The sequence below is a fragment of the Arthrobacter sp. P1_H7 genome (assembly GCF_056405215.1).
This window is the reverse complement of the sequence record NZ_JBFUCO010000002.1, coordinates 481,318-495,654: the sequence shown is the minus strand read 5'-3', so window position 1 is coordinate 495,654 and position 14,337 is coordinate 481,318. Positions and strand designations below refer to the sequence as shown.

Annotated in this window: 8 protein-coding genes and 2 rRNA genes; 3 read left to right on the top strand and 7 right to left on the bottom strand. The window is 63.4% G+C overall.

The features are described from left to right. Nucleotides 1-91: 91 nt before the first annotated feature. The 5 genes from AC1DXI_RS02965 to AC1DXI_RS02945 form a co-directional block, all read right to left on the bottom strand. Nucleotides 92-3,227 (bottom strand): 23S ribosomal RNA (locus AC1DXI_RS02965). A gap of 518 nt (nucleotides 3,228-3,745) precedes the next feature. Next, nucleotides 3,746-5,173 (bottom strand): 16S ribosomal RNA (locus AC1DXI_RS02960). Together the 16S and 23S rRNA genes form the textbook arrangement of a ribosomal RNA operon. Before the next feature lie 533 nt (nucleotides 5,174-5,706). Further along, nucleotides 5,707-7,020, bottom strand: coding sequence for a tyrosine--tRNA ligase (gene tyrS / locus AC1DXI_RS02955; protein WP_476937357.1), 1,314 nt, complete (start codon nucleotides 7,018-7,020; stop codon nucleotides 5,707-5,709). A gap of 60 nt (nucleotides 7,021-7,080) precedes the next feature. Further along, entirely contained in the window at nucleotides 7,081-9,309 is a 2,229-nt protein-coding gene (locus tag AC1DXI_RS02950) for a HelD family protein (RefSeq protein ID WP_018774402.1), read from the bottom strand. Between the two features lie 148 nt (nucleotides 9,310-9,457). Then, nucleotides 9,458-9,979 carry an adenine phosphoribosyltransferase gene (locus AC1DXI_RS02945; RefSeq protein WP_018774403.1) on the bottom strand — a complete coding sequence of 174 codons (522 nt, stop codon included), beginning with the start codon at nucleotides 9,977-9,979 and terminating at the stop codon, nucleotides 9,458-9,460. A gap of 187 nt (nucleotides 9,980-10,166) precedes the next feature. Here AC1DXI_RS02945 and AC1DXI_RS02940 point away from each other — a divergent pair, with 187 nt between their 5' ends. Next, nucleotides 10,167-10,793, top strand: coding sequence for a GNAT family N-acetyltransferase (locus tag AC1DXI_RS02940; RefSeq protein ID WP_476937356.1), 627 nt, complete (start codon nucleotides 10,167-10,169; stop codon nucleotides 10,791-10,793). Here AC1DXI_RS02940 and AC1DXI_RS02935 read toward each other — a convergent pair. Next, nucleotides 10,790-11,416, bottom strand: coding sequence for a hypothetical protein (locus AC1DXI_RS02935; protein WP_476937355.1), 627 nt, complete (start codon nucleotides 11,414-11,416; stop codon nucleotides 10,790-10,792). The two genes, AC1DXI_RS02940 and AC1DXI_RS02935, sit on opposite strands and share 4 nt — an antisense overlap. Before the next feature lie 73 nt (nucleotides 11,417-11,489). Next, on the bottom strand, nucleotides 11,490-12,191 hold the full coding sequence (locus tag AC1DXI_RS02930; protein WP_476937354.1) for a DNA-3-methyladenine glycosylase: 702 nt from the start codon (nucleotides 12,189-12,191) through the stop codon (nucleotides 11,490-11,492). 90 nt (nucleotides 12,192-12,281) lie between these two features. Here AC1DXI_RS02930 and AC1DXI_RS02925 point away from each other — a divergent pair, with 90 nt between their 5' ends. Both AC1DXI_RS02925 and AC1DXI_RS02920 read left to right on the top strand, forming a co-directional pair. After that, nucleotides 12,282-13,817: a DNA-3-methyladenine glycosylase 2 family protein gene (locus AC1DXI_RS02925; RefSeq protein WP_476937353.1), complete on the top strand. Its 1,536-nt coding sequence runs from the start codon at nucleotides 12,282-12,284 to the stop codon at nucleotides 13,815-13,817. Then, complete coding sequence (locus AC1DXI_RS02920) at nucleotides 13,814-14,332, top strand: methylated-DNA--[protein]-cysteine S-methyltransferase (RefSeq protein WP_476937352.1); 519 nt, start codon at nucleotides 13,814-13,816, stop codon at nucleotides 14,330-14,332. Before AC1DXI_RS02925 ends, AC1DXI_RS02920 begins: the two co-directional genes overlap by 4 nt. Nucleotides 14,333-14,337 lie beyond the last annotated feature (5 nt).

The window sequence follows — 14,337 nt, the reverse complement described above, 5'->3', positions numbered from 1 at the left end:
TGGGAACCACATAGTGGACGCAAGCAGTCTTGTTTCTTTGTACCACCCCTGGGTGCAAACCCCTTTTGAAGTTGGGTTTGCGGGGTGGTGTGTGGTGTAAGTTATCGGCCTATTAGTACCGGTCAGCTTCACGAGTCGTTAGTCCTCGCTTCCACATCCGGCCTATCAACCCAGTGGTCTGGCTGGGGGCCTCTCACACACAAGGTGTATGGAAATCTCATCTCGAAGCGAGCTTCCCGCTTAGATGCTTTCAGCGGTTATCCCATCCGAACGTAGCTAATCAGCGGTGCACTTGGCAGTACAACTGACACACCAGAGGTTCGTCCGTCCCGGTCCTCTCGTACTAAGGACAGCCCTTCTCAAATTTCCTGCGCGCGCAGCGGATAGGGACCGAACTGTCTCACGACGTTCTAAACCCAGCTCGCGTACCGCTTTAATGGGCGAACAGCCCAACCCTTGGGACCTACTCCAGCCCCAGGATGCGACGAGCCGACATCGAGGTGCCAAACCATGCCGTCGATATGGACTCTTGGGCAAGATCAGCCTGTTATCCCCGAGGTACCTTTTATCCGTTGAGCGACGGCCATTCCACAATGTACCGCCGGATCACTAGTCCCGACTTTCGTCCCTGCTCGAGATGTCTCTCTCACAGTCAAGCTCCCTTGTGCACTTACACTCGACACCTGATTGCCAACCAGGCTGAGGGAACCTTTGGGCGCCTCCGTTACTTTTTAGGAGGCAACCGCCCCAGTTAAACTACCCATCAGGCACTGTCCCTGACCCGGATTACGGGCCGAAGTTAGATGTCCAAAGTGACCAGAGTGGTATTTCAACGATGACTCCACCCGAACTGGCGTCCGGGCTTCAACGTCTCCCACCTATCCTACACAAGCCACTCCGAACACCAATACCAAACTATAGTAAAGGTCTCGGGGTCTTTCCGTCCTGCTGCGCGTAACGAGCATCTTTACTCGTACTGCAATTTCGCCGAGTTTATGGTTGAGACAGCGGGGAAGTCGTTACTCCATTCGTGCAGGTCGGAACTTACCCGACAAGGAATTTCGCTACCTTAGGATGGTTATAGTTACCACCGCCGTTTACTGGGGCTTAAATTCTCAGCTTCGCCTTGCGGCTAACCGGTCCTCTTAACCTTCCAGCACCGGGCAGGAGTCAGTCCGTATACATCGTCTTGCGACTTCGCACGGACCTGTGTTTTTAGTAAACAGTCGCTTCCCCCTGGTCTCTGCGGCCCCGATCCCCTCCCACCAGCAAGTGGTGTTCAAGGTTGGGGCCCCCCTTCTCCCGAAGTTACGGGGGCATTTTGCCGAGTTCCTTAACCATAATTCTCTCGATCGCCTTAGTATTCTCTACCTGATCACCTGTGTCGGTTTGGGGTACGGGCGGCTAAAACCTCGCGTCGATGCTTTTCTCGGCAGCATAGGATCACCGAATCCCCCCATACGGGGGTCCCGTCAGATCTCAGGCATCATGAACGGCGGATTTGCCTACCGTTCGCCCTACATCCTTAGACCGGGACAACCATCGCCCGGCTCGGCTACCTTCCTGCGTCACACCTGTTAATACGCTTGCCTCCCAGGATCAGGTCCCGCGCTCCACCAAAACCCTTCACCCCCGAAGGGWKSTMRGGCAGGTTTCGGGCGGTTAGTATCCCCTGTTCAGCATGGGCGGTTTTTCGCCGGTACGGGAATATCAACCCGTTGTCCATCGACTACGCCTGTCGGCCTCGCCTTAGGTCCCGACTTACCCAGGGCAGATTAGCTTGACCCTGGAACCCTTGATCATCCGGCGGACGGGTTTCTCACCCGTCTTTCGCTACTCATGCCTGCATTCTCACTCGTGTAGGCTCCACCGCTGGTTTCCACCGCGACTTCACTGCCCACACGACGCTCCCCTACCACTCCAGACGCCTGAACCACAAGGGCTTGGCTAATGTCTGAAATCCACAACTTCGGCGGTGTACTTGAGCCCCGCTACATTGTCGGCGCGGAATCACTTGACCAGTGAGCTATTACGCACTCTTTTAAGGATGGCTGCTTCTAAGCCAACCTCCTGGTTGTCTTCGCAACTCCACATCCTTTCCCACTTAGCACACGCTTAGGGGCCTTAGTTGGTGGTCTGGGCTGTTTCCCTCTCGACTATGAAGCTTATCCCCCACAGTCTCACTGCTGCGCTCTCACTTACCGGCATTCGGAGTTTGGCTGACGTCAGTAACCTTGTAGGGCCCATTAGCCATCCAGTAGCTCTACCTCCGGTAAGAAACACGCAACGCTGCACCTAAATGCATTTCGGGGAGAACCAGCTATCACGAAGTTTGATTGGCCTTTCACCCCTACCCACAGCTCATCCCCTCCATTTTCAACTGAAGTGGGTTCGGTCCTCCACGACGTCTTACCGTCGCTTCAACCTGGCCATGGGTAGATCACTTCGCTTCGGGTCTAGATCACGCCACTGCAACGCCCTATTCAGACTCGCTTTCGCTACGGCTTCCCCACACGGGTTAACCTCGCGACGTAACACTAACTCGCAGGCTCATTCTTCAAAAGGCACGCCGTCACCCCWACACAGCAAGCTGCGGAGGCTCCGACGGATTGTAAGCACACGGTTTCAGGTACTGTTTCACTCCCCTCCCGGGGTACTTTTCACCTTTCCCTCACGGTACTGGTCCGCTATCGGTCATTAGGGAGTATTTAGGCTTATCAGGTGGTCCTGACAGATTCGCACGGGATTTCTCGGGCCCCGTGCTACTTGGGATACTTCACCAGGCGGTGCACAACATTTCGGTTACGGGGCTCACACCCTCTACGGCCGGCCTTTCAAGACCGTTCACCTATGCCTGCACTCTCACCTTCCCAGCCCGGCAGAGCTGGAGTGGGAAGTCCCACAACCCCGACCATGCAACGCCCGCCGGCTATCACACATGGAACGGTTTAGCCTGATCCGCGTTCGCTCGCCACTACTGACGGAATCACTATTGTTTTCTCTTCCTGCGGGTACTGAGATGTTTCACTTCCCCGCGTTCCCTCCACGCACCCTATGTGTTCAGATGCGGGTCACCAGGCAGCTCGCGCCCCTGGCGGGGTTTCCCCATTCGGACACCCTGGGATCACAGTCCGGTTATCGACTCCCCCAGGCTTATCGCAGATTCCTACGTCCTTCTTCGGCTCCTAATGCCAAGGCATCCACCGTGTGCTCTTAAAAACTTGACCACAAAAGATCAAGGAGTAATTTTCGAGAGAACCACAGAAACCACACCATCACCACAGCAACACCCCAAGGGCACCACCGCAGCAACAGCACAGATCCAGGTTCATATTCTTGGAAATTGCTTCTTATAAAAGATGCTCGCGTCCACTATGTAGTTCTCAAACAACAACCCCGTACCACACACCCCACACACATCACATGCATGYTCGGTGCAGCCAGGAAACCAGAAACACAARTCCCGGAAAGGAAAAACCCTCCCGGTCCTGTTGYCTCAGGACCCAACAGTGTGCCAAACACTAAACCGCTGATCACCCCTCCCGCACCGTTCCAGGACCACCCGCACTTCCAAGGGAAGCAMAGGGGACCGTACTGGGTGCCGGCGAAGAACCGGCGGCCGCTATTCGTTGATATTCCACCCGTGAGCACCCGCCGCAGAACAATCGTCTGCGCAACGGGCGTACTCCTGACAACCCCTGAACACTCACATACATGAGGCACGGTGGTTGTAGGTGCTCCTTAGAAAGGAGGTGATCCAGCCGCACCTTCCGGTACGGCTACCTTGTTACGACTTAGTCCCAATCGCCAGTCCCACCTTCGACAGCTCCCTCCCACAAGGGGTTAGGCCACCGGCTTCGGGTGTTACCAACTTTCGTGACTTGACGGGCGGTGTGTACAAGGCCCGGGAACGTATTCACCGCAGCGTTGCTGATCTGCGATTACTAGCGACTCCGACTTCATGGGGTCGAGTTGCAGACCCCAATCCGAACTGAGACCGGCTTTTTGGGATTAGCTCCACCTCACAGTATCGCAACCCTTTGTACCGGCCATTGTAGCATGCGTGAAGCCCAAGACATAAGGGGCATGATGATTTGACGTCGTCCCCACCTTCCTCCGAGTTGACCCCGGCAGTCTCCCATGAGTCCCCGCCATTACGCGCTGGCAACATGGAACGAGGGTTGCGCTCGTTGCGGGACTTAACCCAACATCTCACGACACGAGCTGACGACAACCATGCACCACCTGTGAACCGGCCCCAAAGGGGAAGGACTGTTTCCAGCCCGGTCCGGCCCATGTCAAGCCTTGGTAAGGTTCTTCGCGTTGCATCGAATTAATCCGCATGCTCCGCCGCTTGTGCGGGCCCCCGTCAATTCCTTTGAGTTTTAGCCTTGCGGCCGTACTCCCCAGGCGGGGCACTTAATGCGTTAGCTACGGCGCGGAAAACGTGGAATGTCCCCCACACCTAGTGCCCAACGTTTACGGCATGGACTACCAGGGTATCTAATCCTGTTCGCTCCCCATGCTTTCGCTCCTCAGCGTCAGTTAATGCCCAGAGACCTGCCTTCGCCATCGGTGTTCCTCCTGATATCTGCGCATTTCACCGCTACACCAGGAATTCCAGTCTCCCCTACATCACTCTAGTCTGCCCGTACCCACCGCAGATCCGGAGTTGAGCCCCGGACTTTCACGGCAGACGCGACAAACCGCCTACGAGCTCTTTACGCCCAATAATTCCGGATAACGCTTGCGCCCTACGTATTACCGCGGCTGCTGGCACGTAGTTAGCCGGCGCTTCTTCTGCAGGTACCGTCACTTTCGCTTCTTCCCTACTGAAAGAGGTTTACAACCCGAAGGCCGTCATCCCTCACGCGGCGTCGCTGCATCAGGCTTGCGCCCATTGTGCAATATTCCCCACTGCTGCCTCCCGTAGGAGTCTGGGCCGTGTCTCAGTCCCAGTGTGGCCGGTCACCCTCTCAGGCCGGCTACCCGTCGTCGCCTTGGTGAGCCATTACCTCACCAACAAGCTGATAGGCCGCGAGTCCATCCAAAACCACAATAAAGCTTTCCACCCCCCACCATGCGATGAGGAGTCATCGGATCATCGTTCGACTTGCATGTGTTAAGCACGCCGCCAGCGTTCATCCTGAGCCAGGATCAAACTCTCCGTTGAAGTAAAACAGACACAACATGCGCCCCCGGGAAAACGGGACACACACGCTGCACAAAATTTGAAACCAGCCAAATAACACCAGACCACACCACGGGGTGGCGGGCCCGGCAAATTCAACCAATTCAATACAATAAATTGGTATCAACAAACTTGGCACACTATTGAGTTCTCAAACAACAGACACATTCGAATACTTGCCGAAACAATTCATTTCCATGAATTCTTTATTTCGTTTTTCCTCGCTACGATGTTTACAGCATATTTCATTCATTTCCACTTTGCAAATTCGCGATTTTCATCGGAATTTCACTTCGCGGAGCGAATCCGCCCAGCAGAATTGAAGCAATTTCCATTATGTGCGCCTAGCGCATGAAGAATTGCTTCTCTTTTGTGGGGGTTTGTCACCGCTCAACGGCGGCGACTCAGAAAACAATACACGCTCCTCCCGGGCCGTGCAAATCGGCCGGGGAGGAGCGTGCAGGTGCGTTGTCGGTACTGGTCAGTATCCGATACTGGTCAGGATTCGCTACTGGTCAGGACGCGGCGACTTCCACCGTTGCCAGGTTCTTCTTGCCCCGGCGCAGAAGCAGGTAGCGCCCGTGCAGCAACTCGCTGGCCGCGATGACGGCGTCAGGATCGGATACCTTCGCATTGTTGACGTAGGCGCCGCCTTCCCCCACGGTGCGGCGTGCGGCGGACTTGCTCTCAGACAGACCGGAGGCGACCAGCAGCTCGATGATGCCCAGGGCGCCGGCGTCGACAGTGGCGGAGGGCAACTCGGAGGTCGCCGCCTTCAATGTCGCTTCGTCCAGTACGGAAAGATCGCCGTTGCCGAACACCGCGGCGGAAGCCGCAATGACCTTCTCGGTGGCGTCCACGCCATGGACGAGCGAGGTCACCTCGTAGGCCAGCTTCCGCTGGCCCTCGCGGGCGAAGGGCCGTTCGGCGATCGCGAGCTCCAGTTCCTCAATCTCGGAGCGGCTCAGGAAGGTGAACACTTTGAGGCGGTCCGCGACATCGGCGTCCGCCGTGTTAAGCCAGAACTGGTAAAAGGCGTACGGGCTGCACATGGCCGGATCCAGCCAGATCGCATTGCCCTCGCTCTTGCCGAACTTGGTGCCGTCAGAGTTGGTGATGAGCGGCGTTCCCAGGGCGTGGACATGCTTGCCCTCGACCTTGCGGATGAGCTCGGTGCCACTGGTGAGGTTGCCCCACTGATCCGAGCCGCCGGTCTGCAGCTTGCAACCGTAGTCGCGGAACAACTGCAGGTAGTCCATGCCCTGCAGGATCTGGTAGCTGAACTCCGTGTAGCTGATGCCTTCATCAGAGCTGAGGCGGGAGGCAACGGCGTCCTTGCGGAGCATGGTGCCGACACGGTAGTGTTTGCCGATCTCACGCAGGAAGTCGATGGCGCTCAGGGGCGCCGTCCAATCCAGGTTGTTGACCATCCGGGCTGCGTTGTCGCCCTCGAAACTCAGGAAGCGGCGGACCTGGGCCTGAAGGTAGCCCACCCACTCGGACACAGTGTCCTTGGTGTTGAGGGTGCGTTCCGCCGTCGGACGCGGATCACCGATCAAGCCCGTGGAGCCACCCACCAGTCCGAGCGGCTTGTGGCCGGCCAGCTGGATCCGTCGCATGAGCAGCAGCTGGACCAGGTTGCCCAGGTGCAGGCTCGGCGCGGTCGGATCGAAGCCGCAGTAATACGTCACGGGGTCGCCGGCGAGGAGCTTTTCGAGCTCCGCCTCATCCGTGGAGACGTGGACAAGGCCGCGCCATTTCAGCTCCTGCCAGATATTGGCAAAGCTGGGATCGTTCTGCTGGGCATCGAGAATATTTAGCTGGGACACGGAATCTAAGTTAGCAGGATCAACCGGGACGCAGCGCAGGTGACGCCAGCCGGCCCGGGCCTACTCCTCGATGCCTGCCGGGACTCCGGCGGCGGCGATGAGCCGCAGGCGCTGGGTGGGCCGGGTCATCGCCACATACAGGTCGCCCACCCGGCCGTGCTCGTGGTTGAGCATGTCCGTCGGTTCCAGCACCACGACGCCGTCGAATTCCAGTCCCTTTGCCTCGCGGGGACTGATCACCACGATGTCCTGCGCGTAACTCCCCGCGCCTGTCCCGACACGGTGGCCGTATGCGGCCCGCAGTGCCGCGCTGGCTTCGGGGAGAAGGTCGCCGTCGGCGATGACCGCCAGCAGGCCGCCCTCGATGGCCTCCAGTTCCTCCGGAAGCACCTCAACCAGCTTGTTGACGATCTGGCCCTCGCCGACCTTGTCGATGACCGGCGACCAGCGCCCTTCCCTCACGGCCTTGGGCGCCGAAACCACCAGTCCGGCCGCGGTGGCCATACGGGCGGCGGCCTCGGCGATCTGGGACGGGGTGCGGTAGTTGACGGTCAGCTCCTCGAGCTGCCAGCGGTCGCCGAACATGGGGCCCAGCGCGCTGTGCCACGAGTTGGCGCCGGCAACGGAACTGGTCTGGGCGATGTCGCCCACGATCGTAAAGGACTTCAGCGGGCAGCGGCGGACCAGCAGCCGCCACTGCATGGGTGACAGCTCCTGCGCTTCGTCCACCACAATGTGCCCGAAGGCCCAGGAACGGTCCGTGGTGGCACGCTCTGCAGCGGTCAGCCGCGTCTCCCGCTCCTGGTTCTGGTCCACCAGGTCTTCGGCCGTGACAAGGACGTCCACGCCGGCGGTTTCCATGTTGACCAGGGTCTGCTTGGCGTTGGCCAGGTCGCGGGCACGGTCCTGTTCCTGCTGCGCCAGGCCGCGCCCGGCGGCGGCATCAAGCTCGCCGAGCAATTCGGCAGCCTCGTCCAGCAGCGGCACATCGGACTCGGTCCAGGGCGAATCGGCCGGTCGGAGCAGCAACGCGCGTTCCTCCGGGCTGAGATGCGGGGTGCATGCCTCGAGGATGGCCGGCTTGCTGAGCAGCTCCCCCACGAGCTTCTCCGGAGTCATCGGCATCCAGCACAGGTTCAGGGCGATCCGGACATCCCGGGCCGAGCGGACATCCTCGGCCAGGTAGGAGCGGTCGGCGTTGTTGCCGATGTTGCCTGCCTCCACCAGCTCCGTCATCTGCTCGGTCAATTCGCGGAGCAGGATCTTGACGAAGGAGACGCGGGCCTCGTTGTGAGGTTTGCCGGTGGCGCGCGCCCTTTCCTTGGCGCGGCGGACCTGCCTGGGTGTGAGGACCAGCTTGCGGCCGTCAACCTCCAGGGTCCGGTTTCCGGCCGGAATGCGCTGCCGGTTGGCCACGGCGTTGGCGACCACCTCGGCCATGTCGAGCCGGCCCTTGATGGCGGCGACGGCGGAGTCCGGCTCGGCGACGGCGGTGATGCCGGGCATGAGCCGGCCCAGGCTCGCCATGACGACGCCGGTCTCGCCGAGCGAGGGCAGCACGCGTTCGATGTACTTCATGAAGGACGACGTCGGTCCCACCAGCAGGACGCCGGCGCTCTTGAGCCTGTCCCGGTGCGTGTAGAGCAGGTACGCGGCGCGGTGCAGGGCGACGGCGGTCTTGCCCGTGCCCGGGCCGCCCTGGACCACGAGGGCGCCGGAGATGGAGGAACGGATGATCCGGTCCTGCTCGGACTGGATGGTGCCGACGATGTCTGACATCCGGCCCGTCCGCTTGGAGTTCAGGGCAGCCAGCAGGGCGCCCTCGCCCTGGAGCGAATCGTTGTCGGCGAGCATGTCGGCGTCGAGCACGTCGTCCTCGATTGCCTTGACCTCGCGGCCCTGCAGGATCAGGTGACGGCGGCGGCGGACGCCCTGCCGGTCGAACGCCGTGGCCTGGTAGAAATGGCCGGCCTCGGGCGCACGCCAGTCCACCATGAGCCGCTGCAGGTCCTCGGTGGTCAGGCCGATGCGGCCGATGTACTGGGCCTCCCCGGAATCCAGGTCCAGGCGGCCGAACACGAGCCGGTCATCGACGGCGTCGAGCTGGGCGAGGCGGTCCTCGTAGAGGGCGGCGAAGGCATCGCGTTCGGAAACGTTCTGCATGGTGCCCACGGCACCGGCCCGGCGCACCTGGGCCAGCTGGGTGCGCTTCTCCGCCCGCAACTCATCGAGCCGGGCGTAAAGTCCGGCCACATAGTCGCGTTCATGGGCCAAATCAGCGTCGTGCATCGAACGTTCCCCTATCGAAAAAGACGGACCCACCATTCTACAGCCATTTCGGCGGGCACGGCTGTTGCATGTCGCCAAACAATGCCAAGGCAGTCTTCGTCAGGGAATTCTACCGACACGTCCCGGATGGTCCAGACCATCCGGCCCGCTAGATCCGCAGCAGGGACCGGACGTTGTGGCCGGTCAGGGCTGTGCGGCCGCCAAGTTCGTCGAGTTCCATGACCACGCCGATGCCGGCCACGTGGATCCCGCACCGCTCGAACAGACGCGCCGCGGCGCCGAGCGTGCCGCCCGTGGCCAGCACGTCGTCGAGGATCAGAACCCGGCTCCCCGGCGCCAGGTCCGTGGTGTGCAGCTCAAGGGTGGCGGTGCCGTACTCCAAGGCGTAGTCCTCGGAGAACACCTCGCGCGGCAGCTTGCCGGCCTTGCGGACCGTGATGACTCCGGTCCCGGTGGCGTAGGCGGCGGCCGCCGCGAGCAGGAAGCCGCGGGCTTCCACTCCGGCGACGGCGTCAAACTGGCCCTGGAAAGGTCCCACCAGGGCGTCGACGACGGCCCCGAAGGCGGCGCCGTCGGCGAACACCGGGGTCAGGTCCTTGAAACTGACTCCGGGTTTGGGATAGTCCGGGATGGTGGCGCACAGGCCCTTGATCAGCTCATCCACCGGCATTGCAGTCGTCGTCTGGTTCGGCTCGCTTTGATTCACCCATCCACCTTACTGGCTGGTAGCAGGAAGGCTGCCGGGCCGCGGCGTCCCGGGCCGGCGGATGCGCGGCAACCCACCGGCCATCTAATGTTCACGCTGTCGGCGCCGGACTCACCGCTCCCGTCCACCCCGCCGGTGATTGAATGCTCGAATGCGACACGAAATCGTCCTCTCCGGCCATGGGGTTCGTCTGGTTCCACTGGCCCCGCACCATGCGGCAGGCCTCTTTGATTTTGTGGACGCCGGCATGTGGGCAGGCATGGCGGCGCCCATGCCTGGGACGGCCCGTGAACTTGCAGTGCTGTTCCAGTCACGGCTGCAGGATCCTGCCACCATCCCCTTCGCCGTGACGGACGGGCGCACCGGCGCCCTGCTGGGCACGACGTCCCTGCGCGACTACGTTCCGGCCCAGCAACGCCTGGAAATCGGCGGAACATTCTACGGGCGGCAGTTCTGGGGCAGCCACGTCAATCCGGCGAGCAAGCATATGCTCCTCGCCTACGCCTATGAGGTACTGGAAGTGGACCGGGTCGCTTTCCGCTGCGACGCCCGCAACACCCGGAGCGCGACGGCGATCGAACGGCTTGGCGCCCAATTCGAGGGGGTCCTCCGCGGCCACCGCGCGGCGCCCGGCGGGGGACGAGCGGACACCGCCGTTTTCTCGATCCTCGCGCAGGAGTGGCCGCAAGTGCGCGAAGGCCTGCGGCGCCGCCTCGCCCCCTTCGCCGTCGGCGCCGACTACGGGCTGGGCAGCTTCGCCGCCACCTGGAACCCCTAGTCCCGTGCCGTTGGCGGCCCAGCTTCCGGAGGCACAGCTTCCGGAGGCACGGAGTCGTCCGGTTCCGGCGGGCGCAGGAGTTCGTTCGCGAGCCCGTAGGAGACGACGCCCAGCGCTTTCCGGAGCGCGCGCTCGGCCTCGAACCGCCCGGCCGCCACGCTGCTCAGCCGGTCGTAGTCCGCGGCCCATCCGGACCGGCGGAACCTGTCGGCGTCACCGTGAAGGAGCCGTCCGTAGAGGACGTCCTCGAACAAATCATGGTCAGCCAAGGCGATTTCGGCCATCAGCGCCTCGCGGTCCCGGATCATCCCGTTGGTGAACATCCCGGCCGCTTCCGCTGCGCCCTGGGCTATCCGGGAGTCCGCCGAGTAGTTGCACAGGCGCAGGGCCCGCACTACGAGTTTGAGCGAAACGTGCTCTTCGGGAACGATGAATTTGCGCAGCAGGGCAGCACGGAAGAGCTCAACCCAGTGCCTGCGCTCTGCCTCGACGGAGTCCACCGCGACCTGCTCGCCGTCAGGGGTGAACAGTTCCACCATGCGGAAGTACTCGGTGGCCAGCTCCGCGAAGATCTGGAGCCGCTCCAGCTCGCTGCCCGGTTTTCCGCGCTTCCCCTCGCCCATAATGCTCCATCATCCCCCACCGCACGTGCCGGCATCAGGGAGCCGGCACGGCGTGTACCGAGTGCCGGCCACGCTACGCGCCGCGGGCGCTGGGCGCCTTTGCCGGCTTTGCCGCCTTGTAGCGGGAGACGGTCGGGTCGCCGCTGAGCCAGAACCGCCAGGGGTACACGTGGCTGCCGCCGGCGCCGGAGACGCCGACGCGCGGACCGGAGCTGATGACCGCAGCGACCCCCTCCGGCGGGTGCGCGGCCGGTTCCAGCCGGAACGGCGGCGCGAGGGCATCCCGCCCGCTGTCCGCCGTCGTCAACCCCAGCGCGGTGGCCAGCCGGGCAGGCCCGCTCGCGAGGTCGCTGTCCGATTTCGACGTCGGCCGCCTGGCCCTCGCCAGCTCATGTCCCGCGACCACTTCGCCGGCCCGCAGCAGCAGCGCCGACGCCACGCCCTCTGGCCCGCAGACGATATTGGCGCAATGGTGCATCCCATACGTGAAATACACGTAGAGGTGGCCGGCCGGGCCGAACATCGGGGCGTTGCGGGCCGTTTGGCCGCGGAAAGTGTGGGACCCGGGGTCAGGGTGGTGCGAATCATGCGGGCCCAGGTAGGCCTCCACCTCGGTAATCCGAACTGAGACGGATCCGCCGGGCCCGTCGTGCGTCAACACCGCGCCGAGGATCAGCGGCGCCACGTGCCGGGCATCGGCCGAGAGCAGCTCGCGGACGGACACGGCCGCGCCGGACTCCGTGCCGGACTTGGCAGGAAGCGGGCTGGAAGTCATGCTCAGACTTTAACAAACACCGCCGAACGACCGTACGGCCGTGTCCGAATTCCGCTAGCAGCCGTTCCGCGAAGCTGGCAGGATGGGGTGATGGACTTCTGGCAGCGCTACCGGGCAATCGATGCCCGGGACAMCCGATTCGACGGGCAGTTCTACACCGCTGTCCGGACCACCGGCATCTATTGCCGGCCGTCGTGCCCGGCGCGGACGCCCAAGGCGGACAACGTCACGTTCTATGAAACGTCCGCCGCGGCGCACGACGCCGGCTACCGTGCGTGCAAACGCTGCCTGCCCGAGGCCGTGCCCGGCACGCCGGCCTGGAACGTGCGCTCCGATATCGCCGGCCGGGCCATGCGGCTCATCAACGACGGCGTGATCAACCGCGACGGCGTCGAGGGGCTGGCGGCCCGGCTCGGCTACTCCTCGCGCCAGCTGAACCGGATCCTCAGCCACGAGCTCGGCGCCGGCCCGCTGTCCCTGGCGCGGGCGAGCCGCGCCCAGACCGCCCGCACCCTGCTGGTCTCCACCGCCATGAAAGTCTCGGACATCGCCTTCGCCGCAGGATTCAGCAGCGTGCGCCAGTTCAACGAGACCATCGGCGAGGTCTTTGCGATGACGCCTTCCGCGCTCCGGGCCACAGCGCGGCATCACCGCTCCCCCGCGGCGACCACAGCGCTCACGCTCAACCTTCCGTACCGCGAACCGTTCGACCCCGGCGTCTTCGATTTCCTGGCCGTCCGCGCCATCCCCGGGATCGAGGCAGGAACGTCCAGTTCCTACGCCCGGACCCTGCGGTTGGCCCACGGCGATGCCCGCTTCCGGGTGGATTACGACGCCGGCGCGGCCGGGCGTCCGCTCGTGCTGACCATCGGCGCCGTCGACCTCCGGGACCTGGCCGCCCTGCTGAGCAGGGTCCGCCGGCTGCTGGACCTGGACGCCGATCCCGTCGCCATCGATGCCGCCCTCGCGGCCGACCCCCGGCTGGCCGCCGCGGTGGCGCGCACGCCGGGCATGCGGATGCCCGGCGCCGTTGATCCGCAGGAACTGCTGATCCGGGCGATGATCGGCCAACAGATCACCGTGGCCGCCGCGCGGACCGCCCTGGTCCAGCTTTCCGCGGCCGGGAGCGCGAGCCTGGTGCCCGACGACGGCCTCCACCAACTGTTCCCGACGGCCGCCGAGATTGCCGGGACCGGCTTCGAACTGCTCCGCGGCCCTCAGCGGCGGATCGATGCTGTCCGGGGCGCCGCGGCGGCGATGGCCTCGGGCGACCTCGACTTCGGCTATGGCGATGACGTGCGGGGGCTGGAGGCCAAGCTACTGCCCCTGGCCGGCGTCGGACCGTGGACCGTGGGATACGTCGCGATGCGGGTCATCGGCGCGCCGGATGTGTTCCTGGCCAACGACGCCGCGGTCCGCAACGGGATCCGCTCACTGGCCCAAACCCCCGACGGCGCCACCCTGGCCCCCGATTTCCGTGAGGTCAGCCCCTGGCGCTCCTACGCCACCATGCACCTGTGGCGCGCAGCAGCGGCTGCCCAGGCCGCGGCGCGCAACCCGTCCCGGCCACTGAGGCCGGCTCCAATGCAGGACCACAAGCAGACTCCGAAGAAAGCGAAACCATGAAAGCCCAGTTGTTGACCATGTCCACCCCGGACGGTCCGTTCACCATCATTGCCCGCGACGGCGCCGTCCTGTCATCGGGCTGGACCGCCGTTCCCGGTGAGCTGACGGGCCAGATCCATGCTGACCTGCTGCCGGCCGCATTCGAGACCGTCACCGGGCTCGGCGACATCTCCGAGGCCGTGGAGGCGTTCTACGCCGGCGATCCGGAACCGGCCATGGCGGTGCCGGTGCTGCAGAAGTCCGGTCCGTTCCGCAGCCATGCCTGGGACGTGCTGCGCACAGTCGCTCCGGGCCGCCCCGTGACCTATACGGAGTACGCGGAGCTGTCCGGCAACGCCAAGGCCGTCCGGGCGGCGGCCAGTGCCTGCGCCTTCAACGCGGCGGCCCTGTTTGTTCCCTGCCACCGCGTGATCCGCACCGACGGGACCCTGGGCGGCTTCCGCTGGGGTCTGGCCGTCAAGGGCAGCCTGTTGGACCGGGAACGCGAACTCGCCCTCGCGACGGCACGTCCCTAGGCCTT

Excerpts from the sequence above, each read along its gene's own strand:
- AC1DXI_RS02950 (WP_018774402.1), bottom strand. The coding sequence starts at position 9,309 with ATGCACGACGCTGATTTGGCCCATGAACGCGACTATGTGGCCGGACTT.
- AC1DXI_RS02945 (WP_018774403.1), bottom strand. The coding sequence starts at position 9,979 with ATGCCGGTGGATGAGCTGATCAAGGGCCTGTGCGCCACCATCCCGGAC.
- AC1DXI_RS02940 (WP_476937356.1), top strand. The coding sequence starts at position 10,167 with ATGCGACACGAAATCGTCCTCTCCGGCCATGGGGTTCGTCTGGTTCCA.
- AC1DXI_RS02935 (WP_476937355.1), bottom strand. The coding sequence starts at position 11,416 with ATGGGCGAGGGGAAGCGCGGAAAACCGGGCAGCGAGCTGGAGCGGCTC.
- AC1DXI_RS02930 (WP_476937354.1), bottom strand. The coding sequence starts at position 12,191 with ATGACTTCCAGCCCGCTTCCTGCCAAGTCCGGCACGGAGTCCGGCGCG.
- AC1DXI_RS02920 (WP_476937352.1), top strand. The coding sequence starts at position 13,814 with ATGAAAGCCCAGTTGTTGACCATGTCCACCCCGGACGGTCCGTTCACC.